At 75.2% G+C, this 23,560-nt stretch carries 21 protein-coding genes; 4 read left to right on the top strand and 17 right to left on the bottom strand.

The genetic code is table 11. From position 1 onward, the window contains the following. Positions 1–17: 17 nt before the first annotated feature. From VKV23_01075 to VKV23_01055, 5 genes are all read right to left on the bottom strand, one after another. Positions 18–1,055, bottom strand: a complete 1,038-nt coding sequence (locus VKV23_01075) for an ABC transporter ATP-binding protein (protein ID HLI14630.1) — start codon at positions 1,053–1,055, stop codon at positions 18–20. Beyond that, positions 1,052–2,074: an ABC transporter ATP-binding protein gene (locus VKV23_01070; protein ID HLI14629.1), complete on the bottom strand. Its 1,023-nt coding sequence runs from the start codon at positions 2,072–2,074 to the stop codon at positions 1,052–1,054. The genes VKV23_01075 and VKV23_01070 overlap by 4 nt, the downstream gene beginning before the upstream one ends. Beyond that, positions 2,071–3,015, bottom strand: a complete 945-nt coding sequence (locus tag VKV23_01065; GenBank protein ID HLI14628.1) for an ABC transporter permease — start codon at positions 3,013–3,015, stop codon at positions 2,071–2,073. Before VKV23_01065 ends, VKV23_01070 begins: the two co-directional genes overlap by 4 nt. 4 nt (positions 3,016–3,019) lie before the next feature. Beyond that, complete coding sequence (locus VKV23_01060; GenBank protein HLI14627.1) at positions 3,020–3,982, bottom strand: ABC transporter permease; 963 nt, start codon at positions 3,980–3,982, stop codon at positions 3,020–3,022. A gap of 109 nt (positions 3,983–4,091) precedes the next feature. After that, a complete protein-coding gene (locus tag VKV23_01055; protein ID HLI14626.1) occupies positions 4,092–5,729 on the bottom strand; it encodes an ABC transporter substrate-binding protein in 1,638 nt (545 codons plus the stop codon). Between the two features lie 294 nt (positions 5,730–6,023). Here VKV23_01055 and VKV23_01050 point away from each other — a divergent pair, with 294 nt between their 5' ends. Together VKV23_01050 and VKV23_01045 are read left to right on the top strand one after the other, a co-directional pair. Next, positions 6,024–6,905 carry an aldolase/citrate lyase family protein gene (locus VKV23_01050; GenBank protein HLI14625.1) on the top strand — a complete coding sequence of 294 codons (882 nt, stop codon included), beginning with the start codon at positions 6,024–6,026 and terminating at the stop codon, positions 6,903–6,905. Positions 6,906–7,101: 196 nt separating this feature from the next. Beyond that, the gene (locus VKV23_01045; GenBank protein HLI14624.1) at positions 7,102–7,899 is read left to right on the top strand and encodes an IclR family transcriptional regulator; all 798 of its coding nucleotides are present in this window, start codon (positions 7,102–7,104) and stop codon (positions 7,897–7,899) included. Positions 7,900–7,910: 11 nt separating this feature from the next. Here the strand turns inward: VKV23_01045 and VKV23_01040 are convergent, their stop codons facing one another. The 6 genes from VKV23_01040 to VKV23_01015 are packed head-to-tail and all read right to left on the bottom strand — an operon-like array spanning position 7,911 to position 14,614. Next, a complete protein-coding gene (locus VKV23_01040; GenBank protein ID HLI14623.1) occupies positions 7,911–8,306 on the bottom strand; it encodes a hypothetical protein in 396 nt (131 codons plus the stop codon). 53 nt (positions 8,307–8,359) lie between these two features. Beyond that, positions 8,360–9,124 carry a Fe-S cluster assembly ATPase SufC gene (gene sufC / locus VKV23_01035; GenBank protein ID HLI14622.1) on the bottom strand — a complete coding sequence of 255 codons (765 nt, stop codon included), beginning with the start codon at positions 9,122–9,124 and terminating at the stop codon, positions 8,360–8,362. After that, positions 9,121–9,465, bottom strand: a complete 345-nt coding sequence (locus VKV23_01030) for a non-heme iron oxygenase ferredoxin subunit (protein ID HLI14621.1) — start codon at positions 9,463–9,465, stop codon at positions 9,121–9,123. Before VKV23_01030 ends, sufC begins: the two co-directional genes overlap by 4 nt. After that, the gene (gene sufD / locus VKV23_01025) at positions 9,462–10,763 is read right to left on the bottom strand and encodes a Fe-S cluster assembly protein SufD (protein HLI14620.1); all 1,302 of its coding nucleotides are present in this window, start codon (positions 10,761–10,763) and stop codon (positions 9,462–9,464) included. The genes VKV23_01030 and sufD overlap by 4 nt, the downstream gene beginning before the upstream one ends. After that, positions 10,760–11,119 carry a hypothetical protein gene (locus VKV23_01020; protein HLI14619.1) on the bottom strand — a complete coding sequence of 120 codons (360 nt, stop codon included), beginning with the start codon at positions 11,117–11,119 and terminating at the stop codon, positions 10,760–10,762. Before VKV23_01020 ends, sufD begins: the two co-directional genes overlap by 4 nt. A gap of 48 nt (positions 11,120–11,167) precedes the next feature. Next, positions 11,168–14,614, bottom strand: coding sequence for a SufD family Fe-S cluster assembly protein (locus VKV23_01015; protein HLI14618.1), 3,447 nt, complete (start codon positions 14,612–14,614; stop codon positions 11,168–11,170). A 184-nt stretch (positions 14,615–14,798) separates the two neighbouring features. On the opposite strand from VKV23_01015, the gene VKV23_01010 reads away from it, so the two are divergent. Next, complete coding sequence (locus tag VKV23_01010; protein ID HLI14617.1) at positions 14,799–15,395, top strand: SIS domain-containing protein; 597 nt, start codon at positions 14,799–14,801, stop codon at positions 15,393–15,395. A 48-nt stretch (positions 15,396–15,443) separates the two neighbouring features. On the opposite strand, the gene VKV23_01005 is transcribed toward VKV23_01010, so the two are convergent. From VKV23_01005 to VKV23_00980, 6 genes are all read right to left on the bottom strand, one after another. Further along, positions 15,444–16,730 (bottom strand): SWIM zinc finger family protein, encoded by a 1,287-nt coding sequence (locus VKV23_01005; GenBank protein HLI14616.1) that lies wholly within the window; start codon positions 16,728–16,730, stop codon positions 15,444–15,446. Then, entirely contained in the window at positions 16,727–19,621 is a 2,895-nt protein-coding gene (locus tag VKV23_01000; GenBank protein HLI14615.1) for a DEAD/DEAH box helicase, read from the bottom strand. Before VKV23_01000 ends, VKV23_01005 begins: the two co-directional genes overlap by 4 nt. Positions 19,622–19,692: 71 nt before the next feature. Beyond that, positions 19,693–20,817: a RodZ domain-containing protein gene (locus tag VKV23_00995; protein ID HLI14614.1), complete on the bottom strand. Its 1,125-nt coding sequence runs from the start codon at positions 20,815–20,817 to the stop codon at positions 19,693–19,695. Between the two features lie 78 nt (positions 20,818–20,895). Continuing rightward, positions 20,896–21,447 (bottom strand): dTDP-4-dehydrorhamnose 3,5-epimerase, encoded by a 552-nt coding sequence (gene rfbC / locus VKV23_00990; GenBank protein HLI14613.1) that lies wholly within the window; start codon positions 21,445–21,447, stop codon positions 20,896–20,898. Positions 21,448–21,479: 32 nt separating this feature from the next. Further along, positions 21,480–21,980 carry a hypothetical protein gene (locus VKV23_00985; protein HLI14612.1) on the bottom strand — a complete coding sequence of 167 codons (501 nt, stop codon included), beginning with the start codon at positions 21,978–21,980 and terminating at the stop codon, positions 21,480–21,482. 443 nt (positions 21,981–22,423) lie between these two features. After that, positions 22,424–22,852 carry a hypothetical protein gene (locus VKV23_00980; protein ID HLI14611.1) on the bottom strand — a complete coding sequence of 143 codons (429 nt, stop codon included), beginning with the start codon at positions 22,850–22,852 and terminating at the stop codon, positions 22,424–22,426. Between the two features lie 52 nt (positions 22,853–22,904). Between VKV23_00980 and VKV23_00975 the strand changes: the two genes are divergently transcribed. Beyond that, complete coding sequence (locus VKV23_00975) at positions 22,905–23,555, top strand: methyltransferase domain-containing protein (protein ID HLI14610.1); 651 nt, start codon at positions 22,905–22,907, stop codon at positions 23,553–23,555. Positions 23,556–23,560 lie beyond the last annotated feature (5 nt).

Raw genomic sequence — 23,560 nt, 5'->3', positions numbered from 1 at the left:
GCGGCGAGCGCGCCCGCTCAGGGGGCGCTCGCCACGGCCCGACCCGGGGCGCCCGCGCCGCGCGCGACGGCGTGGCACGCCGCCAGGTGGCCCCCGGCCTTGTCCTCGAGGGGCGGGCGCTCGGTTCGGCAGATGGGCATCGCGAGGGGGCAGCGCGGGTGGTAGGCGCAGCCGGGCGGGAGGTCCACCGCGCTCGGGATCTGGCCGCGCGTCGGCGCTCGGGAACGCTGGCGGGGGTCGGGCTTGGGGATCGAGGCGATGAGCGCCTGCGTGTAGGGGTGGAGCGCCGCCGAGCCGAGCGCGCTCGTCGCCGCCACCTCGACGACGCGCCCGAGGTAGACGACGGCGACCCGGTCCGCGAGCCACGCCACGGTGGCGAGGTCGTGGCTGATGAAGAGCATCGACAGGGCGAGCTCGGCCTTGAGGTCCATGAAGAGGTTGATGACCTGGGCACGCACGCTCACGTCGAGCGAGGCGGTCGGCTCGTCGGCGAGCACGAAGTCGGGGCCGAGGGCGAGCGCGCGGGCGATGGCGACCCGCTGGAGCTGCCCGCCGGACAGCTCGTTCGGCAGCCGCCAGGCGTGCTCGGTCGACAGGCCGACGAGACCGAGGAGCTCCGCGACGCGCGCCTCGCGCGCCCGGGCGTCGCCGACCCGGTGGATCACGAGTGGCTCGGCGACGATGTCGTAGACGCGCCGGCGGCGGTTCACCGCCGAGTACGGGTTCTGGAACACGACGGCCATCCTGCGTCGCAGCTGGCGCAGCTCCTCGCGCCCGAGACCCGCCAGGTCGGTGCCGTCGAAGCGCACCGTCCCCGACGTCGGCTCGACGAGGCGGAGCAGGACGCGCCCGAAGGTGCTCTTGCCGGACCCGCTCTCGCCGATGAGCCCGACGACCTCGCCGCGGCCGATCGACAGGTCGACGTCGCTCACGGCGTGCACCACCCGCCGGCGGCGCGCGAGGACGTCGCGCGCCGAGCGGGGCACGGGGAAGTGCTTCGAGAGGCCGACGGCCTCCACGAGCGGTGCCTGGCCCGGCGGCCCGGCGCTGCTCACCGCCTGGCCTCCCGCGCGACCGGCTCGACCGTCGAGCCGCTGGCGACGAGGTGGCAGGCCGCGAGCTGGCCGGGGGTGCCGGTCGGCGCGAGCGGCGGCGTCTCTTCGTCGCAGACCGGACCGATGCGCACGTCGCAGCGGGGCGCGAAGGGGCACCCGGCGGCGACGCCGAGCGCGCTCGCCGGCTCGCCGCGGATCGGCTCGACGCGCCGCGAGCTCGGCGGGAACACGGGCAGCGACTCGAGGAGGCGGCGGGTGTAGGGGTGCGCCGGCCGCTCGAAGAGCGCCTCGACCGAGGCGTCCTCGACGAGGCGGCCGCCGTACATGACGAGGACGCGGTCGCACAGCTGCGCCGCGACGGCGAGGTTGTGGGTCACGAGGACGAGCGCCATGTCGAGGTCGCGCCGGAGGTCTCGCAGGAGCTCGATGATCTGCGCCTCCGTCGTGACGTCGAGGCTCGTCGTCGGCTCGTCGGCCAGGAGCAGGGCCGTCTTCCCCGACAGGCACGCCGCGGCGATCATGACGCGCTGGAGCTGGCCCTGGCTGAGCTCGAAGGGGTGACGGCGAAGCACGCGCCCGTGCTCGATGCCCACGCGCTCGAGCACGGCGGCGATGCGCTCGGCGCGCGCCGGCCGGCGCGCCTCGGGGCGGTGGATGCGCAGCACCCGCTCCAGCTGGTAGCCGACGGTGAGCGAGGGGTTGAAGCAGCTCACCGGGTCCTGGAAGACGAGGCCGATCTCACCCCCCCTCAGGCGCTCGAGCTCTCGCTCTGACGCGGCCGTGAGGTCGCGGCCCTTGAACGCCACCCGGCCGGCGACCGCGGCACGCGGCACGAGGCCGACGACGGAGCGCAGCAGCGTCGTCTTGCCGGACCCGCTCTCGCCGACGAGCGCGAGCGAGCTCGCCCGCTCCAGCGTGAAGCTGACGTCGCGCACGGCGCGCAGCGACCGCGATCCGGTGCCGAAGCTCACCGAGAGCTCGCGCACCTCGAGCAGCGGGGCGGCCGCGGGCGCGCTCACGCCTGCGTCATCTCCGTGACGACGGCGGCCGCCTCGTCCGCCCGCCGGGCGGTCGCCGGATCGAGCGCATCGCGCAGGGCGTCCCCGACGAAGTTGAAGCAGAGCACGGTGACGAGGATGGCGAGCGCCGGGAACACGGTCTCCCACCAGTCGCCGAGGACGATCTGGCTCCTGCCGTCGTTCAGGATGTCGCCCCAGCTCGCCTGCGGCGGCTGGATGCCGAAGCCGAGGAAGGAGACCGCGGCCTCGGTGATGATCGCGAGCGGGATCGAGAACGCCGCCTGGACCGCGAGCGGGGCCTGGATGTTGGGCAGCAGGTTGCGCAGCAGGAGGTCGCGTCGGCGAGCACCGAAGGCGCGCGCGGCCTGCAGGTAGTCCTTGCCGACCTCGTCCGCGACGCTGGCGCGTGCGACGCGGGCGAAGACAGGGACGAACACGACCGCGACCGCGCCGATGAGCACGGCCAGCTGGCTGATCGACACCGGCCCGATCCGCAGGTGCCTGCCGATCGCGAGGCCCGAGAGGACGGGGACGAACACGAGGACCGGGAACGCGAAGAGCACGTCCATCGCTCGCATCGCGACGGTGTCGACCCACCCGCCCGCGTCGAGGCCGGCGACCATGCCGATGAGCGACCCGACGACGAGCGCGAGCGCCGTCGCGCCGACGCCCACCGCGAGCGAGCTCCCCGTACCGACGAGCATCCGGCTGAAGACGTCCCTCCCGAGCTGGTCGGTGCCCATCCAGTGCGCCGCGCTCGGCGGCGCGGTGGCGAGCGCGCTCGTCTGGTCCGGGTTGTAGGGGGCGAGGAAGGCACCGAAGGCCCCGACGAAGCAGAGCGCCGCGATGCCGACGAGCCCGGCGAGAGCCATCCGTCGGTGCACGAGCGCTCGCCAGAGGGCGAGACGAGGGCGGCCCCCCGCGAGCGCCACGGCCGGCATCGCCTCAGGACGTGCGCGCCCAGCGGGCGCGCACCCTCGGGTTGACGAAGGCGTGGAGGAGGTCGACGAGGAGGTTGACGACCACGAAGACGACGGCGCCGAGCATCATCACGCTGATCGTGACGGTGTAGTCGCGGTTGTCGAACGACTCGACGAGGAGCGCGCCGAGCCCTGGCAGGTTGAAGATCGTCTCGACCACGACCGCGCCGCTGATCAGGTAGCCGGTGACGAGGCCGAGCACGGTCAGCACCGGCGCCACGGCGTTGCGGAGGGCGTCGTTCCAGACGACCCGGCGCCACGGCACGCCGAGCGCGCGGGCGGCGAGCACGTAGTCCGAGCCGAGCTGCTCGAGCATGCTGGCCCGGGTGACGCGCACGACGATCCCGATCGGCCCGAGGGCGAGGCAGACGGACGGCAGGATCGCGTGGCTGAGGTTCGAGGCGATCGACTGCCCGAGGGGGACGAAGCCCTGGTAGGGGAGGATGTTGCGGAACCACCAGCCGAAGACGAGGACGAAGAAGAGCGCGAGCACGAAGTTCGGCACGGCGACGAACACGAGCGCGCCGACGCGGGTCGAGTGGTCGAGCGGGCCGTCCTTGCCGAGCGCCGACCAGATCCCGAGCGGGATGCCGACGAGGACCGTGAGGACGAGCGAGAGCACCCCGAGCTCGGCGGTCACGGGCACGCGGGGCGCGAGCACGCTCGTCACCGGCTCACCGGTCGAGTAGGAGACCCCGAGGTTGCCGTGCAGGACGCCGTCGAGCCACAGCCAGTACTGCGTGGCGAGCGGGCGGTCGAGGCCCAGCTGGCGCGAGATGGCCGCGACCACCTTCGGCGTCGCGTCGAGCCCCGCCTGCAGCTGCGCCGGATTGCCGGGTGCGGCCCGCAGGAGGAGGAAGCTCAGCACCGAGACGAGGAACAGCACGGGGACGGCGAGCGCGACCCTGCGCAGGGCGAGGCGCCACATGTTCACCCTCCGACGCCAGCGAGCGGGCCGACGCGCTCCTCGGCGAGCGCGAGCTCCGGCGGGCTCGGCGCCCGGCCAACGATACCGCCGCGACCGGCCGCCGCACCGCTCAGCTCACGCTGGCGTACTTGAGGTGCTCGAGCTGCGCGAGGCCGGTCGGGTGGTAGCCCTGCAGCGAGGGGCTCGACGCCTCGATGTAGCGCGAGCTGCAGATCACGATCTGCGGGACCTGCTGCACCCACATCTGCTGCACCGCCCGCCACGCGGCGGCCTGCTGGGAAGGGTTCGTCACCGTGACGGCCCGCTCGGCGAGGCGTGCGAGCTGGACGCTGCTGAACTTGTTGAAGTTCGCGAACGCGCCCGGGTAGACGGCGAGGTAGGCGATGTACGAGCCGAAGCCCGTCGACTCCTGCGCCAGGACGTCGAGCAGGAACAGGTCGTACTGCTGCGAGAACAGGCGCCCCAGCGCGGCCGTGATGCCGAGCGGGATGATGTTCGTGGCGATGCCGATCGCGGCGAGGTTCTGCTGGACGATGGCGGCCGTCGGGTTCGTGATGTCGTCGGCCAGCACGACGAGGTCGAGCGGGTGCGAGGGGGGGCCGCCGGCCTGCGCCAGGTAGCTGCGGGCCTTCGCGAGGTCCGGCCGCTTGCCGAAGTACGCGCCGAGCTTCGCGTCGTAGAACTCGGCGCCGTGGACCGGCAGGGACGACTCGGGCTGGCCGATGCCGGCGAACACCTGGCTCACGACCTGCTGGCGGTCGATCGCCCAGGCGATGGCGAGTCGGGCGAACCTGTTCGCCGTGAAGCGGCCCGGCTGGACGTTCGGGTACATGTAGTCGATGATCGAGGAGTTCGGCTCCACGTAGACGTGCATCCCCTTGCGGCGCAGCACGCCGACGTCGCGGGCCGCCACCTCGGCGATGAGCTGCGCGCTGCCGTTGACGAGGTCGGCCACCTGGGACGCGGAGGACGAGACGATGCTGAAGCTGACCCCGTTCGAGTGCGGGAGCCCTCGCTGCCAGTAGTGCGGGTTCTTGGCGAGCTTGATCGCCACGCCCTGGTTCCAGCTCACGAAGCGGAACGGGCCGGTCCCGACGAGGCGGCGCGCGTAGGTCGTCGCCGTGTACGGGATGTTGGACGGAACGATCGGAATGAGCGCGAGGGACGAGAGCATCGGGGTGTAGGGGGCGGACAGCTTGATGACGACGGTGCGCGGGTTCGGCGCCTCCACGGACTTCACGAGCCCGAGCGCGGCGAGCCAGATCGAGCCGTTCGACGGCGCGAGGCACTGCTCGTAGGTGTACTTCACGTCCGAGGAGTCGAAGGGCTTGCCGTTGTGGAACTTGATGCCCGACCGCAGGTGGATCGTGTACGTCCTGCCGTCCCTCGAGATCTTCGGCATCGACTCGGCGAGCAGCGGGGTGATCGTCTTGTCCGGGTTCCACTGGTAGAGCTGCTCGGTCACCTGCCGGTAGATGCGCTCGATGTCGTGCGCGTTGTACTTCACGGGGTCGAGCGCGGGGGGATCGGCCGGGATGAGGACGTTGATGACGTTCTGCCGGTTCCTCGCCGACGAGCGAGCCAGCTCGCGCGCGAGCGTCGAGGCCGTCGAGGGCGCCTCGAGGAGCGAGCCCCCCGTCGCCGCGAACAGCACCCCGCCGCCCACCGCCTTCAGCAGGTCCCGCCGGGTGATGACCGGCCGGTAGCGCTCCGAACCACCAACCGCGTTGCGCTCAGGCGTGTCCACCGTCGACCTCCCCCACTCGCCCGGGGCTCGCTTCCTCGCCCGACCCGCGTGGCCTGACCCCTGGCCGCCGTTCCTGTTAGCGAAATGCAGTTTCGCTAACAGGAAGCATAGGCAGGCAGCAGCGGGAGGTCAAGCGCCCGTAACATGGAGCGCGAGACCCGAGGCGACGAGATCGGACGCGGCAGTGCAGGTCAGACCGGTGACACTTCACCGACAACGCTACGGAACGATGTTTCGCACCCTGGTACCGCCCTGCCAGCACCGCGCCCGGCGCGCCGAGGAGGCCCCGGGCCGATGAGTGCGCGCAGCTACCTCTACGTGCCGGCGGACCAGCCCGCCAAGCTCGGGCGCGCGCTCGAGCGCGGGGCCGACGCCCTCATCGTCGACCTCGAGGACGCCGTGGCGCCCAGCGCGAAGGCGCGCGCGCGCGGCGAGCTCGCCCGGTGGCTCGCGGGGCTCGGCGCCGATCCGCCGGCCGAGGTCTGGGTCCGGATCAACGCGGTCGTCGAGGACCGGCTCGAGGGCACCGCCGAGGACGTGGACGCCGCCTTGGCGCCCGCGCTCGCCGGCCTCCTCGTCGCCAAGTGCGAGCGAGCGACCCAGCTCGAGGCGCTCGACGCCCTCCTCGCCAGCGCCGAGCGCGCGCACGGACTGGCACCGGGCACCACGCCGGTCGCGCCGCTCCTCGAGTCGGCCACCGGCCTGCTCGACGCGCGCCGCCTCGCCGCGGCACGGCGCGTCGTGCGGCTCCACCTCGGCGAGGCCGACCTCGCCGCCGAGCTCGGCATCCGCCCGAGCCCCGACGAGAGCGAGCTCGCGTGGGCGCGCTCGCAGGTCGTCCTCGTCTCGGCGGCCTGTCGCCTCGAGGCGCCGGTCGGCCCGGTGTCCACCGACGTCCGCGACCTCGAGGCGCTGCGCGCCAGCACGGAGCGCCTGGCTCGGCTCGGCTTCGGCGGCCGCGCCGTCGTCCACCCGGCCCAGGTGCCGGTTGTCAACGCCGTCTTCACGCCATCCGAGGACGAGGTGCGCGCGGCTGCCGCGGTGGTGGCACGCTTCGAGCGTGCGCTCGCCGAGGAGCGCGCGGCGGTGCTCGACGCGGACGGCAGGCTGATCGACGAGGCGGTGGTGCGCGGCGCGCGGGCGCTGCTGCGCCGCGCGGCCGGTGCGGCCCGGTGACCCGGGCGTGCTGCCTCCGGCGCGCGCGGTCGCGCCCGCGTGCTCGGTCGGTGATGGCCCTGGCCGGCGCGCCCCTCCGGCTACCGTCGGCTGGCACGGGCACGCCGGTGCGATCGCAACGCCCTTGGAACGACTGGAGACGCCATTGACGCCGACGCGCACGGAGGGTGGCCGTCAACCGCAGAGCATCAGCGGGGTGGAGCGTGCCCTCGACATCTTGAGCCTCTTCGCCCGCTCGACCTCCCCGACCCTCGGCGTGACCGAGATCGCCAACGCCCTCGACATGTCGAAGGCCGTCGTCCACCGCATGCTCGCCGCCGCGCGCGCCAAGGGGTTCATCGAGATCGACGAGGACAGCCACCGCTACCGGCTCGGGCCCCAGAGCCTCTACCTCGGGCTCTCCTACCTCGACCGGATCGACGTGCGGGCGCTCGCCAAGGAGGAGATGCACGAGCTCGTCGCGGCGACGAACGAGACCGCCACGCTCTCGGTGCGCGTGGGCTGGAGCCGCGTCTACATCGACCAGGTCACGCCGCATCGGGACGTGAAGATGGTGGTCCAGCTCGGCCGCCCGTTCCCCCTCCACACCGGCGCGTCGTCGAAGGCCCTCCTCGCCTTCCTGCCCGAGCGTGAGCGCGAGGAGTACCTGCGCGACCACGAGCTCGTCAGCCTCACACCGCTCACGATCACCGACCCCGAGGCGCTGCGACGCGAGCTCGAGGCGATCCGGATCAAGGGCTTCGCCGTCTCGCTCGGCGAGCGCGACCCGAGCGCCGGCTCGGTCGCCGCGCCAATCCTCAGCCGGGAGGGCGTCGCCACGGCGGTGGTCTCGGTCTGCGGCCCGGTCGAGCGCTTCCGCACCGAGAGCGAGCGCGCCGCGAAGCTGCTCCTCGAGGCGACCCGCCGGGTGTCGGACCGCCTCGGCTACCGCGACCCCGGCAGCGAGCCGATGCCGCCGAGCGAGCCGGGCGGCGCCGCGCACGGCGCGCCCTGAGGGGGCCGGGTTCAGCCGGCGGTGACGAGAGCGCGCACCCCGATCCCCATGAGGAAGAGCCCGCCGAGGCCGTAGAGCAGGTAGAGGCGGGGGCGCAGGCGGTTCCGGTAGGCGTAGAGGAAGCCGACGACGACGACGGCGAGGAAGCCGTAGAAGGGGTGGAACGCGGGCGGGCGCAGCCCCTCGCCCTCGACGAGGCCGAGGCCCGAGGCCACCTGGACGAACACCGCCGCCTCGACGAAGAGCGTGAACCACCACAACGCCCTCGTCCGCAACGACGCCACGCGCCAGGCGGCGAGCGCCCAGCACCCGGCGATGCCGTTGCCGACGATGACGACGAGCCCCCACACGTGGTGGAAGTCGAGGAGCGCGCCGGGGCGGGGTGAGGCGGCCGCGAGGACGAGCACGAGCATTGCTAGGCCACGCGGGCGCCCGGGCGCAACCGCGCCCGGCGCCGACCTCAGGCGCCGGCGGCCGAGTAGGCGCCGTAGCCGGCGCGCTCGATCTCGTCCGCGAGCTCCGGCCCGCCCGAGCGCACGATGCGGCCCTGGACGAGCACGTGCACCGCGTCCGGCTCGAGCACGTCGAGGAGCCGGCGGTAGTGGGTGATGGCGAGGACCCCGAGCGCCGAGGACCCCGAGCCGGCCGGCGGGCGCGCGGCGCGCGCCACGGCGCGTGCGACGTCGCGCAGCGCGTCGACGTCCAGGCCGGAGTCGAGCTCGTCGAGCACGGCGAAGCGGGGAGCCAGGACGGCGAGCTGCAGCGTCTCGAGGCGCTTCTTCTCGCCGCCCGAGGCGTCGACGTTGAGGGCCCGCTCGAGCAGCGCCGGCGGCAGCGAGATCTCCCCCGCCACCTCGCGCAGGCGCTCGGCGAGCGACTCGCGAGCCACCGGGGCGGCGCCGCGCGCGGCGAGCGCCTCGGCGAGCGCCTCGTCGAGCGCGACGCCCGGGACCTCGGTCGGGTCCTGCGGGGCGAAGAAGAGCCCGGCCGCGGCCCGACGCCAGGTCGGCAGCGAGAGGAGCTCGACGCCGTCGAGGCGCACCGAGCCCGCCGTCGCCACGCAGCCCGGGTGGCCCATGAGGAGGCGGCCGAGGGTGCTCTTGCCGGCCCCGTTCGGACCCATGAGGGCGTGCACCTCGCCGCTTCGGATCGTGAGGCTGACGTCCTCGACGAGCGGCGAGCCCGCGAGCCCCCCGCTCAGGTGCTCGATGACGAGCGTGCTCACCGGCTCGCCTCGGCGTCGCGCGCCCCGAGCACGACCTCGACGTCGTCCCCCTCGACACGCACCTCGTAGACAGCGACCGGCCGCGTCGCCGGGAGGCAGAGCGCCTCCCCGGTGCGCAGCGAGAAGACGCTGCCGTGCTTCCAGCACTCGATCTCGCAGCTCTCGAGGTCGACGTCCCCCTCGGCGAGGGACACGTCCTCGTGGGTGCACAGGTCGCTCACGGCGTGCACGCCGTCCTCGCAGCGCACGAGGCAGACGTCCTCGCCACCGACGCGCACGAGTCGCGGCACCCCGAGCTCGAGCTCGGTGAGCGAGCAGACGCGCACCCGGGCGCGACTCACGGCCGGGACCCCGGCGGCGCGAGGCGGGAGGCGAGGCGCGAGGCGACCGCCTCGCGCAGCAGCGCGCCGAGGCCGGCGTGCGGCGCCTCGTCGAGCAGGTCGCCGAAGAAGCCGAGCAGGATCAGCCGGTCGGCCACCTCGGGCGGCACGCCGCGAGTCTCGAGGTAGAAGCGCTGCTCGGCGTCGATCGGCCCGACGGCCGAGGCGTGGCTGCAGCGGACGTCGTTCTCCTCGATCTCGAGGTTGGGAACCGAGTCCGCCCGCGCCCCCTCGGAGAGCACGAGGTTGCGGTTCGTCTGGCCGGCGTCGGAGCGGTAGGCGCCCTTGGCGATCCGGATGAGGCCGCTGTAGACCGAGCGCGCCGTGTCGGCGACCGCCCCCTTGAAGACGAGCTCGCTGCGCGTGCGGGGCGCGACGTGCTCCTGGAACGTGCGCAGGTCCTGCACCTGCCCGCCGTCCCCGAAGTACACGGCGAGCAGCCGGCTGCGGGCGTGCTCGCCCGTGAGGCTCGAGCGGGTCGACAGGCGCGCGTAGTCCCCGCCGAAGGCGGCGGTGAAGGAGGTGAGCTCGGCGCCGGGACCGAGGGTGCTCGCCTGGTAGCCGAGCTGCCAGGCGCGCCGGCCGAGCTGCTGGACGGCGTGGTAGGCGAGCGACGCGCCCGGTCCGAGCTCGAGCTCGGTGACCGGCAGCGCGAGCAGCCTCGCGTCGTTCGACGCGACGAGCTCGACGACGCTCGCTCGCGCGTCCTCCCCGAGCGACACGAAGGTCCGCGGGAAGTACGCGGCCCCGTCCTCGGCGGACGCGAGGTCGTGGACGACGACGATCGGCTCGTCGACGCGCACCCCGGCCGGCACCTCGACGACCACGGCGTCGGTCGCCTCGGCCTCGGCGAGGAAGGTGAACGCGTCGGGCGCGGCCCCGACGAGGCTCCCGTAGCCGAAGGGCGCGCGCTCGAGCGCGCTGAGCGGCGAGACGGCGAGACCCGTCGCGGCCGCCGGCGGGGCGAGGTCGACCTCGACGCGGCCCGGCCCGGTGCGCACGAGGCAGGCGCGCTCGCCGAGCGCGCCGAGGAGGGCACGCGCCGCCGGGCCGTCCGCAAGCGCCCCGTCGGTCAGCCGGGCGGGCGAGAAGGCGGCGAGGTCGAGCTCGTCGACGCGCCCGTAGCGCCAGTCCTCGTCCGCCTCGGTGGGCAGGCGCGCCTCGCTGAAGGCCGCGGCCGCCGACGCTCGCCGCTCGGCGAGCCACGCCGGGCCGCCGCGGGCTGGCGCGACGGCCGTGCCGAGAGGGGCCTCGGTCACCGCCCGGCTCCCCCGTCGCGCCCGAAGCGCCGGCGCAGCGAGCGCCAGCGCGAACCCCGGCGCTCGGCGTCGACCTCGAGGCGCGCCGTCGGGATCGCGCCGGTCACGATCTCCTCCGCCTCGTCGAGCAGCGTGGCCACCTCGCCCGGGGGCGCGTCGGGCTCGTCCTCGATGGCCGGCTCGACGAGGCTGCCGTGCGCCCAGCCGGCGTCGGCCAGCCGCCGCTCGTAGCGGGGGCAGTCCGCCGGGCAGCGCCAGGGCGCCTCCGGGGCGAGGTCGAGGGTGCAAAAGCGCGCCACCTCGCCGGACGCGTACGTCCGCGACTGGAAGTGCTTGCACTCCTCACGCATCGGCACCGCGGGACCTCCTGCGGCCCTCGATCCTCGCCACGATCGCGTCGGCGCTCAGCCGACCGATCCTTCCATCTGCAGCTCGATGAGGCGACTCCACTCGACGGCGTACTCCATCGGCAGCGTCCGGGTGACGGGCTCGATGAAGCCGTTCACGATCATGCTCGTCGCCTGGGCCTCCGACAGCCCGCGGCTCATCAGGTAGAAGAGCTGGTCGTCGCCGACCTTCGAGACGGTCGCCTCGTGGCCGATCTCGGCGTCGCGCTCGGCGACCTCCATGTAGGGCTTCGTCTCCGACACGGACGCCTCGTCCAAGATGAGCGCGTCGCAGCGCACGTAGGACTTGGCACGCTTGGCCCCCTCGTCGACGTGGACCTTGCCCCGGTAGGTGGTCACGCCGCCGTCCTTCGAGATCGACTTCGAGACGATGGTCGAGGTCGTCTCGGGCGCGCAGTGGATCATCTTCGCCCCCGTGTCCTGCATCTGGCCCTCGCCCGCGTAGGCGACGGAGAGGACCTCGCCCGAGGCCTTCGGCCCCATGAGGAAGACGGAGGGGTACTTCATCGTCAGGCGGCTGTTGTGCACGACGAAGCCCTCGGCCACGAAGTTCCCGGTCCCCTCGACCTCGATGTCCCAGGTCGGCACCTCGAGCGAGGGCTCGCCGACCGCCACGTCGTGGACCTCGAGCGCCGCGGCGGGGGGCCGGCCCGCGGGCGCGCCGAGCGACCCGTGCGAGACGACCTCGAGGCGCCAGCGTCCCTCGTCGCCCGCCTCGGCCACGAGGCGCGACACGGCCCCGAGCGAGGTCAGCACGTCGGCGACGCCCTCGAGGAGGGCTCGGTCGGCCGAGACGAGGCCGCGCCCACCCGGCGCCTGCGCGTCGAGCACGCCGTCGAGGAAGGACCGGCGCTGGCGCGTCGGCAGGGCGAGGAGCCAGCCCGGCAGCGGCCCCGCCGCGAGCCCGTTCGCCTCCGTCAGCTCGTCGAGCTCGGCGCTTCGCAGGCCCACCCGGGCCGGCTCGCCCGGCCGGGCGGCAACGGACCGCAGCGCGTCCTCGCCGACCAAGGCGGCGAGGCGGACGCGTGCCGGGCTCTGGGCGGGCAGCGTCAGGCTGAGGCGGTGGTGCGCCGCGCGGCTCGCCGCGGCGAGGCCGAGCAGCCAGACGAGGTCGTCGCTCGTCTCCTCCGCCTCGGCGATCCAGCTCCCCCGCTCGGCGTGCGCCGCACCACCCACAACCATCGCGTCGGGTCGGCGGAGCTTGTGCGGGTGCCCGTAGTCGATCGCGCCCGTCGGCACGACCACCCGCTCAAGCCGGTCGGCGCGCACGTAGGCGCGCCCGCCGGTGCCGGTGCTGGCGTAGAAGGGGTGGTTGTCGGTCACGCGCAGCGCCCGGGTGCCGAGGCGCACCTCCCGGACACGCTGGTAGCCGGAGAAGCGCTTCGCCGTCACCTTCCGGAAGCACAGCTCGCCGCTCGCCTCGTCGAGCGACAGCACCTCGTCGCCGGGCGAGACGAGCTCGATGGGCTTCGGCCCGCTGCGAGTCGTCACCCTCGAGCCCTGCGCGAGGCAGCCGATGTTGCCGTCGACCCACTCGACGTGGGCCTCCGCCTCGGCGCGCGCCCGCTTGGTGACGAGGTTGTAGACGTTCGTCGACCAGTTCTGGATCGTCGTGTAGGTGATCCGGCTGCCGGGGAGCGCCACGAGCTCGACCACCGCCGCGTGCAGCGAGTCGCTCGAGTACACCGGCGCCGAGCAGCCCTCCACGTAGTGCACCTGCGAGCCCTCGTCGGCGATGATGAGCGTCCGCTCGAACTGGCCCATGTTCTCCGCGTTGATCCGGAAGTAGGCCTGCAGCGGCATGTCGACGGTGACGCCGGGCGGCACGTAGATGAACGACCCCCCGGACCACACCGCCGAGTTCAAGGCGGCGAACTTGTTGTCGTTCGGCGGGATCACCCGGCCGAAGTAGCGCCGGACGATCTCGGGGTACTCGCGCACCGCCGTGTCCATGTCGGTGAAGAGCACGCCGCGGCGCTCGAGGTCCTCGCGGTTGCGGTGGTAGACGACCTCGGAGTTGTGGACGAAGAAGCCCTCGGCCACGAAGTTGTGGTGGCCCTCGACCTCGATGTCGAACACCGGCTCGGCGCCGACGGGCTCGATCGCGTCGACGGGCACGAAGGCGACGGGCCCGCGCGGCGCGCCGTCGCTCCGGCGAGGCGCGGGCGCACGCCGCGAGGCGTCGAGGAGCCGGCCGACGCCGTCGGTGAGCTCCAGGCGGCCGGGCGCCCCCGGCTCGTCGCCGGGCAGGAGCGCCGCGCGCACCCCCGAGAGGAGGGCGAGCTCCCGCAGCCCCTCGAGCAGGACGGCGTTCGGGCCCGGGACGAGGACGCGCCCGCCCGCACCGGCCTCGAGCTCGCCGCCGGCATCCAGGTAGCCGGCGAGGAGGGCGAGGCGCTCGGCGCGCGAGAGCGCGAAGGCCCACTGCGGCACCTGCCGCAGCGGCACGTCCTGGCCGAGGCCGTTCGCCTCGAGGAACTCGGCGAGGCTGGCATCGGCGCGCCCGGCGAGCACGCCGCGTGCCCGGTCCGGAGCGAGCTCGGCGCGAAGCAGCGAGGCGGCGATCTCGGCGACGGTCGCGCCGAGCTGGGCGCTCGCGGGGTCGAGGGCGAGCTCGAGCTCGGTGCGCCCGCCGACGAGGCGGGCGCTCCCGGCGCGCAGGTAGACGCCGGCCCACCAGCAGAAGGACGCGCTCGTGGCCGTCGGGTAGGCGACGGGCGCGCCCTCCGGCGCGCGCAGCGGCGCGGGTGCGCCGAAGTCGGGGGTGTCGGTGGCCACGGCCACGAGGTCGCCGACGCGCAGCTCCTCGAGGCGCACCCAGGTCGGCTCGAGCCGGCCGGCACCGTCGCGACGCAGGGTGAGGAAGGGGTGGTTCGCCGAGGCGCCGATCACCTGGTCGTTCGCCGTGACCTCGAAGACCTCCTTCACCCCGCTGCAGCGCTGGGCGCGCACGCGCGCGACGACCACCGTCCGGCCCCCCTCGTCGAGGGAGAAGACGACGTCGCCCTCGCCGAGGTCCTTGATCGGGCGCATCCCGCCGGTGGTCCACACGAGGGTGGCGCCTCGCAGGCACTCGTACTGGGCCGTCACCCCGGCGAGGTACTTGCGCTCCGCCTCGGGGATGCCGAGGCGCTCGTAGGTGGTCTTCACCGACTCCGGCAGCTCGTCCCACGCGTCGACCTGCGACTCGGTGGGCTTGATGTAGTAGTAGATGTCGTCGAAGTCGAGGTCGGGCATCTTCGTCGCGAACCACGGCTGCATCGGCTTCGCGAGGAAGCGGCGGTAGGCCTTGAGGCGGAACTCGAGCATCCACGCCGGCTCGCGCTTGAGGCGCGACATCTCCCGGATGACCTCCTCGTTGAGGCCCTTGCGCGGCTTGTAGACGTAGTCCTCGACGTCGCTCCACCCGAGCTTGTACCTGCCGAGATCGAGCTCAGTAGCCATCGCCGCTCCGTTCCGACCGGCCGAGCGCCGGCGCGCCAGGGGAGATTTCTCCTATCTGCATAGTAACAACTCGCCGACCGGCGGCCACGCCCGACCCTACCCGCTGCCGCCTCGGCCGGGCGGCTGTGCTTTGCTGGCGGGGGAACGTCCCATGAGACCCGATGACCGAGGAGCGTCGAGCGCCATGACCTTCAGCGAGTCCTTCCTCGGAGAGAGCCGGGCGGTGCTCGACGCGCTCGACGCGTCGGCCATCGAGGCCGTCGCCGAGCACCTGGCGAGCGCGCGCGAACGTGGCGGGCGCCTCTTCGTCCTCGGCGTCGGCGGATCGGCAGGCCACGCGTCCCACGCGGTGAACGACTTCCGCAAGCTCTGCGGCTTCGAGGCGTACGCGCCGACCGACAACGTCTCGGAGCTCACGGCGCGGACGAACGACGAGGGCTTCGCCACGGTCTTCTCCGCCTGGCTCGAGGTGTCGCGCCTGCGGGCCGAGGACGCCGTGCTCGTGTTCTCCGTCGGCGGTGGCGACCGCGAGCGCAACGTCTCGGCCAACCTCGTCGCCGCGCTCGAGCTCGCCCGGGCGCGTGGCGCCACCATCGTCGGAGTCGTCGGACGCGACGGCGGCTACACCGCGACGGTCGCCGACGCCTGCGTCGTCATCCCGCCGCTCTTCCCCGAGCACGTCACGCCGCACACCGAGGGCCTGTGCGCCGTCGTGTGGCACCTGCTCGTGAGCCACCCGCGGCTCCAGCGCGCCGCGACCCGCTGGGAGGCGCTCGGCTGAGGCGCGGCGTCCGAGGCGCGACGTCGCCGGCGTCGGGCTCGAGCGCCCTCAGGCGCTCGAGCCGCCCTCCACCGCCTCGTCGAGGGCCCCGAGCTCCCCGACGCGCTCGGGCGGGTACGGGAGCCCATCGGGTTCGAAGCGGCCCCCCGCCTTCCTGAACGGGTACCACCGGCCGTCGCGCCCGAGGCGCAGCTGGCGGGCCCCGAGGGTGAGGCGGTTCCGGTACCGACGGGCGCCGGGGCCGAGCAGCACCCGGCCCGCCTCGACGAGGCGGGGGTCGGGGTCCCACGCCTCGCGCAGCGCCGCGAGGCCCTCCCGGCCGCCGTCGCGGTAGGCGAGGGCCCAGCGCACGAGCTCGTCGGGGCGCACCCCGGCACGGCGGGCGAGCGCTGCCGGCGCGAGCACCCCGAGGCGTGCATGGTCCTCGAGCGAGGCGACGGCCCGGCGCGCGAGGTCCTCCTCGAGCGTCGACCCGAGCTCGTCGGAGCCGACCCCCCGGGCGAGGGCGAGCGCGCGCCGCGCCGCGTCGGCGGCGAGCTCGCGCAGCCCCGCGCCGTCGATCGCGGCGCCGTCGGGCGGCTCGGCGACGAGGAGCATCGGGCGGCCCGGACGCGGCGGCAGCGGCGGCAGCTCGGGCAGTGGCTGGGGCGGGCGCGACCAGGCGGCGCGCGCCACCACGCTGGCGCCGTCGGCGCTCGGCGCGCGCTCCGGCGCGCGCTGCGGCGCGCGCGCAGGGCCCCGGCGCGCCCGCAGCGCCCGGAGGAGCTCCTCTCGCGCCAGCCCCCGCAGGAGGAAGACGCCGAAGGCGTCCTCGTCGAGCGCGTCGGCCACGAGGTAGCAGACGGCGGCGGCGTGCTTGCAGGGGTCCGCCCAGTCCGGGCACGAGCAGCGGGGCTGGAGCTCGCCCGGGCCGGGCAGGAGGTCGAGGCCGACGGAGCGGACGTCCTCGCCCACGGCCGGCGGCAGCTCGCCCTCGAGCAGGGCGGCGGCGTGCCCGATCTCCGCCGCGAGCGCGTCGAGCACGGTCCGCCACTCGCCCTCGGTGAAGGTCCGGACCCGCACGCGCACCTCGTAGGGGCGCTCGCGCGAGCCCTGCACCTCGGCGGCGACGAGGCCGGGGGCGAGGCTGAGCGGCCCGACGGCCCCCGAGCGCGCGTAGGTGCGGCCTCGCGGCAGGCGGTTCGGGTCGAGGCGGGCGCGGCCCTCGAGCGCCGAGACCCAGGCGGCACCCCACCACGAGGCGCCGAAGGGCCGCCGGCCAGCCGCGCGTGCGGGGGAGATGGCCCGCCGGCGCCGCGGCGACCCGTACCACCCGGGCCGGCGCGGCGGGCTCACCGGCCGCTCCCGAGACGGACGAGCTCGGCGAGCTCGTCGTCGGAGAGACGGCCGATCCAGCCCTCCCCGGCGCCGACGACCGCCTCGGCGAGGTCTCGCTTGCGCTCGATCAGCTCGGCGATGCGGTCCTCCAAGGTGCCCTCGGCGATCAGCCGGTGCACCTGCACCGGGCGGTCCTGGCCGATGCGGTGGGCGCGGTCGGTGGCCTGCTCTTCGACCGCGGGGTTCCACCAGCGGTCGAAGTGCACGACGTGCGTCGCGCGCGTCAGGTTGAGGCCGACGCCCCCCGCCTTGAGCGAGCAGAGCAGGACCGGCGCCTCGCCGCGCTGGAAGGCGTCGACGAGCACCGCCCGCCGGCGCGCCCCCAGCGAGCCGTGGAGGAACAAGGTGGCCACGCCGAGCTCGGCGAGGCGCGCCTCGAGCAGGGCGAGGCACTCCACGAACTGGCTGAAGACGAGGAGGGACTCGCCCTCGGCGACGATCACGTCGACGAGCTCCTCGAGCGCGGCGAGCTTGCTGGAGCGGCCGGCGAGCGGCCCCGGCTGGTGCAGGTAGTGCGCCGGGTGGTTGCAGATCTGCTTCAGCACGGTGAGCAGCCGAAGGACGAGCCGCTGGCGCGCGAGGCCGTCCTCCCCGGCGATCACCGCGAGCGCCTCGCGCACCTCCGCCTCGTACAGGGTCGCCTGCTCCGCGCTGAGCGGCACCGGCACGTCCGTCACCGTGCGCGCCGGGAGGTCCGGAGCGACCTCCGGGTCGGTCTTGCGCCGCCGCAGGAGGAAGGGCCGGACGGCACGCGCCAGGCGCTGCGCCGCCAGCGGGTCGCGGGCGCGCTCGATCGGCGCGGCGACGGTGCGCACGAAGCGCTCGTGGGGTCCGAGCAGCCCCGGCGTCGTCCAGTCGAGGATGGCCCACAGCTCGCTCAGGCGATTCTCCACCGGAGTGCCCGTGAGGGCGAGACGGGCGGGCGCCGCGAGCGTGCGCAGCGCCCTCGCCGTTGCCGTCTCGTGGTTCTTCACGTGCTGGGCCTCGTCCGCGACGACGAGGCCGAAGCCGGCGTCCGAGAGCGCCGCGGCGTCGGCGCGCGCCACGCCGTAGCTCGTCACGACGAGCTCGGCGGGACCGAGGCCATCGAGCGAGCGCCCCGGCCCGTGGAAGCGCCGGACCGCCACGCCCGGCGCGAAGCGCCGGACCTCGCGCTCCCAGTTGGCGAGGAGCGACGTCGGGCAGACGACGAGCGTCGGGCCCTCGCCAGCCGCGGCGCGCCGCAGGTGCAGCGCGATGAGCTGCAGCGTCTTGCCGAGGCCCATGTCGTCGGCCAGGCAGCCGCCGAGGCCGGCGCTCGTCATCGCCTCGAGCCAGGCCAAGCCCCGCAGCTGGTAGGGACGGAGCACCACGCCCGGCGCGAGCCCCGGCGGCGGTGCCGCCTCGGCCTCGGGCGCCCCGACGAGGCCAGCGATGCGGTCGGCCAGCGCGGCGACGGCGCCCTCGGCGACGACGGGGACCGCCTCCCCGTCGACCTCGACGCTCCCCGCCAGCAGGTGGCCGACGGCCTCGAGGGCGCGCAGGCGGCGCACGCGCCGGGCAGCGAGGCGCTCGAGGAGTGCGGGATCGACCGAGACCCAGCGACCGCGCAGGCGCACGAGGCCTCGCTTCGCCTCCGCGAGCTGGTCGACCTCCTCCTCCGAGAGGACCTCGCCGTGCAGCGTCGCCTGCCAGCGGAACTCGACGAGGGCGTCGAGGTCGAGGCCCGCCGTCGTCACGACGCCCGGCGCTGGGGTGATGACGGCGCGCAGCGCCAGGCCGTCGGCGAGCACCTCCCGAGGCCACAGGAGCGCGACGCCCGTCCCCTCGAGCGCCCTCGCCCCCTCGGCGAGCAGCGCGGCGAGCTGGTCGACGTCGAGGTCGAGGCCCGTCGGCGCCCGCTCGCGCAGCAGCGCCTCGAACGGTGGCCAGGCGCGCGCCACGCGGCGCAGCGCGGCGAGCAGGTCTCGCTCGGCGTCCTCGCCGAAGCGGGCGAGCACCGCGCCCGGCGCCGCGAACAGGTCGGCGGCGTCGACGACGAGGCTCGGCTCGGCACGGCTCGTGAGCTGCAGCACCGCGCGCGCCGCGGGCGGGTCCGGCTCGCCGCCCCGCCCCGGCACCGCCGCGCCCGCCTCGAGCAGCTCGATGCGGAACGCCACGTCGGCGCCGCGCTCGGTGCCGAAGCCACCGGCGGCCTCCTCGAGCCAGGAGCGCAGCTCCTCGACGGCCACGGGTGCTCGGTCCGCGAAGGGCGCCGGTCCCGACGCGCCGGGCACCGGTCCGACCACGGCCGGCGCCGCGGCCGTGCGCACGAGCACGTCGGCGAGCGCGTCCCAGGCCGCCGTGATCAGCCACTCGGGGGAGCGGACCCGCACGGGCCCTCGGCCATCGAGCGCGAGCGCGTGCGCCTCGAAGGGGAGGGCCGCCGCGAGCGCGGCCAGCAGGGCGCGCTCCGCCGGCTCGAGGGGCCCGACGCGCCAGGCGTCGAAGCCCGCGTCCGACACCGAGGGGTAGAGCCGGCCGCGCGCGACGAGACCGAGCCCGGCCGCGAGCGCCGCCGCCCAGGCCGGCGCGCCCGCGGCCCGAGCCGGCTCACGCAGGAGCTCGAGGGCGTCCGGGAGGGCGACGAGCCTGGCGACGACGCGCCGGCGCCGCAGCGCCCTACCCGAGCGCGTCGGCACGACGACGTCGACGGCCGCGGCCTCGCCGGGCCCGTGCGCGAGGTCGCCGCCGTCGCGCGCGTAGATGACCAGGCGCCCGGCGCGCGGTGGGTCACCGGGCAGGAAGGTGACGGCGTGGCGGTCCGAGAGCCATCCGCCGAGGTCCACGGTCGTGCCTGGAGGCGCGAGGGCCGTCGGCGGAGCGGCCATGCGCCGACCGTAGCCGAGCGGGCGGTCCCGCCCGCGGACGTGCCGCTCGAGGGCGAGGGGGCGCCTCCGGCTCAGGCCGAGGTCGAGGACGAGCCGGCGACGAAGGAGAGGTCGTAGGGCTGGACGTTCCCGGCAGGCAGCGCGACGGGCTTGCCGTCCACCGCGAGGTGCAGCACCCTCGGCGCGCCGATGCGGACGACGACGGGGCCGTTCGCCTGGAAGGAGGCGGAGCCGCCGGCGGGGATCGTCTCCATCCACAGGTAGGGGCCCGACGTCGTGCGCTCCACGCCGACCCAGCACACGCCGCTCGTCGTGAAGCCGAGCGTGTACGAGCCAGCCGGCGCGGCTGCGGTGACGAGCGACGAGGAGACCGAGAGCGGCTCGACGACGTTCGGGTTGGTGACGGACGTCGTGGGCGTCGGCGAGCGCGGGTGCGAGCCGGAGGCTGCCGGCGTGGTCGTCGAGGGCGGCGCCGGCGGCGACGAGGCGCTCCTCGAGGCGAGCTGCCACGCCCCGACGGCGAGCGCGGCGAGGGCGACCGCCGCGGCCGCCCCCGTCGAGGCGCGCCGCACGACGTGCTCGCGAAGCGGCCGACTGGTGCCGCGGCGGCGCTCGGAGCGGGGCCGCACGCTGGGGGCGTCGCCGGGCTCGCTGCCCGTGGCGGCGACGACCGGCAGCGCCTCCGTCTCGTCGAGGCGGGGCGCCTCCTCGTGCGCCTCGCGCCGGCGACGCCCGTCGTGCGGGGGACCGAGCGGGCCGGCCGCCGAGGCCGGGACGGCCGACGCCTCCTCACCGAAGACCGGGAGACCTCGCTCGGAGGTGCGCGGTGGCACCGGCGGCTCGAGGACGACCGTCTCCTCGTCCCCGAAGACCGGGAGACCTCGCTCGGAGGTGCGCGGTGGCACCGGCGGCTCGAGGCGCACGCGGGCAGCCGGCACGTCGCGCAGCGCCGAGCGGGCCGGGCGGAACCGGTCTCGCTCCTCGGCCGGGCGCACGTGCGGGCGGGCGACCTCCTCGTCGGACGGCAGGTGGACCGGGGCGCTCGCCTCCGAGCGGCGCGACATGCCGCCGAGGACGTCGAGGGCGCGCTCGTAGCTGTCGACCGAGCGCTGCTCGCTGCGCCAGCCGACGAAGCGGCTGGCGAGCGCGAACGCGCCAACCACGACGACGAGCGCCACGAGCACGAGCGCGATCATGGGCGCGAGCGCACACGGGTGCCGTTCACGCCCCTAGTAAAGCCCACGCCAGCCGCCGATGGCTCGCGCGCCCGGGCCTCAGGTACGCAGGCCGTAGCGGGGTCGCACGACGTCAGGGATGTCGCGCCGACGCGGGTTCGCCTGGTCGCGCGGCGAGAGGACGGGGGCCTCGATCCCCCAGTGCGCCCCGATCTCGGGGTCGTCGTAGGCGACGCCGAGCTCGTCGGCCGGGTTGTAGTAGGCGTCGACGAGGTAGGTGAGCGTGCAGTCCGTGAGCGAGGCGAAGCCGTGCGCCACGCCGGGCGGGATGAACACGCCGCGCTCGTCCGCCTCGCCGAGATCGAGGCTCAGCGTGGCACCCTCGGTCGGCGAGCCGACCCGGAGATCGTGGAGGACGACGCGCACGAGGCCGCGGGTCACGTACCAGTAGTCGGCCTGGTGGAGGTGGTAGTGGAGGCCGACGACGGCGCCGAGCGCCTTGTCCGAGCGGTTCGCCTGGACCATCTCGCGCCCGAGGGGGAACCACGAGCGCCGGTAGGTCTCGACGAAGCGGCCCCGCGCGTCGCCGTGCGCGGTGGGCACGACGATGACGACGTCGCGGATCACCGGCGACTCGCTGACCTCGGCCACCGCTCCTCCTCGAGACGCGTGCGGCCCGCACCCTACAGCGGGTGGCGCCGGCGCTGCTCCTCGGCTCCGGGGAGGCGCAGGAGGCCGGCGGCGTCCTCGACGAGGAGTCCCTCGGCGACGAGCCGCCGGGCGACGGCTGCAGCCCGCCGGGCGTCGCCCGGCCAGCCCGCGAGGCGGGCGAGCTCGCGCCGGTGGATCGGCCCCGCGCACGCGGCGCGGAGGAGCCGGCCCCGCCCCTGGCGGTCCGAGCCCTCGAAGGCACGCTGGGGCGCTGACACCGCCGCGGAGCCTCGCGCCGGGTCCTCGCTCGCGCCCCCGGCACGCCAGGCGCAGGCTCCTGCGGCGAGCGGGCAGGTGGCGCACGAGGGTCGCGCCCGGCACACGAGGCTCCCGAAGTCCATCGCGGCGAGGTTCCACTCGCGTGCCGCTCGGACGGGGAGGAGGCGTTCGGCGAGCGCGAGCGCCTCGCTCGCCCGCAGACGGCGTCCCGCGACCGCCCGCGCCAAGAGTCGGCCGACGTTCGTGTCGACCACGGCGACCTCGGCGCCGGGAAGGAGAGGACGGCGCGCGCCGTGTACGGGCCGACGCCGGGCAGGGCGACGAGCGCGCCGAGGTCGGACGGCACCGAGCCCCCGTGGCGCTCGACCACGACCCTGGCGGCGCGGTGCAGGGCGAGGGCACGGCGGTTGTAGCCGAGACCGGACCAGGCACGGAGGACCTCCCCGGCCGGTGCGTCAGCGCAGGACCGGGGGGTCGGGAAGCGATCGAGGAACGCCGGGTAGCGCGCGCCGACGCGGGCCGCCTGCGTCTGGGCGAGCATCACCTCGGCGACGAGCACCGCCCACGGCTCACGCGTCGCCCGCCACGGCAGCGCGTCACGCGCCGCGCGCGCCCCCTCCCACCAGTCGAGGACGAGGCCGACGAGGCGACGGGAGCCGCGCGCGCCGGCCGGCGAGGCGGGCGCGGCTCGCACCGCCTACTCGCGCGCCGGCGAGCGCGTCGAGAAGGAGAGGACCCAGTCCTCCTCGGTCTCGCCGTCGATCGTGAGACGCCAGGTGTAGCGGGCGCCGGGGGCGAGCGGCAGCGGCCCGAAGTTGAGGGCGAGCGCCACGTCGATCGGGCTGCCGGCGGGGACCTCGACGGGGCGGGCGACCTCGAAGTCGCCGCGCACCTCGACGGGCTGCGGGCCGTCCTCGGTCTCGAGGATGACGGGCTGGCCGTCCTCGTCGACGAGGTAGAGCTCCCAGTGGTGCGTCCGATCGATCTCGGTCCAGTCGACGTCGAGCTTCATCGCCACGGCCGACGGCATCGGCTCGGGGCCGATCAGGCTCCAGCCGCCGCCGAGGATGTAGAGCTTGCCGTCCGCGACCTGGGCTGCGTCGCACAGGAGCATCGTGACGCGCATCGCCGCCTACCGTAGTGGGCGGCTGGCCGGCGCCGCTGGGTAGCGTGGGCCCGTGGTCGAGCTCGAGCTGCGCAACGACGTCTACCGCCGCCCGCTCGCCACCGCCCTCGAGCGCCTCGGCCTCGGCGAGGGGTGGCGGTGCGTGGACGTCGGCGCCGGCGCGGGCGACGTGTCCGTCGCACTCGCCGCGCTCGTCGGCAGGAACGGGCGCGTCTACGCCGTGGACAGCGACCCGGCGGCTCGCGACGCCGTCGCCGCGGCGGCCGCCGAGCGTTCCGACGCCCAGGTCGTGGCGATCACGCAGGCCGGCGAGGACCTCCTGCTGCCCGAGCCGGTGGACCTCGCCTTCTGCCGCTTCCTCCTCCTGCACGTCGCGGATCCGATCGCCGTCGTCGAGCGCATGGCCAGGGCGACGAGGCCCGGCGGCTTCGTCGTGTGCCAGGAGCCGATCACCTCCGCAGGCCGCATCGGCGGGGCGCCGCTGTCGATGCCGGGCGCCCGGCACCCCGACATCGGGGCGCTCGTGCCGCGCCTCGTCCTCGACGCCGGCTGCGAGCTCGTCGACGCCTGGGCCGAGGCGCCCGCCGGCGCCGGTCCCGGGCCGGTCGCTGCCTACCTCGCCGAGCTCACCGGCGTGGACCCCGGCGACGAGCCGATCGTCCTGCCGCCGCTCGTCACGGCGATCGGCCGGCGCGCCCGCTGAGGGCC

The sequence above is a fragment of the Acidimicrobiales bacterium genome, from assembly GCA_035294085.1.
GTDB lineage: Bacteria > Actinomycetota > Acidimicrobiia > Acidimicrobiales > Bog-793 > DATGLP01.
The sequence above is the reverse complement of the archived record's forward strand: the minus strand, read 5'-3'. Positions and strand labels throughout refer to the sequence as shown.

Excerpts from the sequence above, each read along its gene's own strand:
- VKV23_00995 (HLI14614.1), bottom strand. The coding sequence starts at position 20,817 with ATGATCGCGCTCGTGCTCGTGGCGCTCGTCGTCGTGGTTGGCGCGTTC.
- VKV23_01065 (HLI14628.1), bottom strand. The coding sequence starts at position 3,015 with ATGCCGGCCGTGGCGCTCGCGGGGGGCCGCCCTCGTCTCGCCCTCTGG.
- VKV23_01050 (HLI14625.1), top strand. The coding sequence starts at position 6,024 with ATGAGTGCGCGCAGCTACCTCTACGTGCCGGCGGACCAGCCCGCCAAG.
- VKV23_00980 (HLI14611.1), bottom strand. The coding sequence starts at position 22,852 with ATGCGCGTCACGATGCTCCTGTGCGACGCAGCCCAGGTCGCGGACGGC.
- VKV23_01010 (HLI14617.1), top strand. The coding sequence starts at position 14,799 with ATGACCTTCAGCGAGTCCTTCCTCGGAGAGAGCCGGGCGGTGCTCGAC.
- VKV23_01015 (HLI14618.1), bottom strand. The coding sequence starts at position 14,614 with ATGGCTACTGAGCTCGATCTCGGCAGGTACAAGCTCGGGTGGAGCGAC.
- VKV23_01000 (HLI14615.1), bottom strand. The coding sequence starts at position 19,621 with ATGGCCGCTCCGCCGACGGCCCTCGCGCCTCCAGGCACGACCGTGGAC.
- VKV23_01060 (HLI14627.1), bottom strand. The coding sequence starts at position 3,982 with ATGTGGCGCCTCGCCCTGCGCAGGGTCGCGCTCGCCGTCCCCGTGCTG.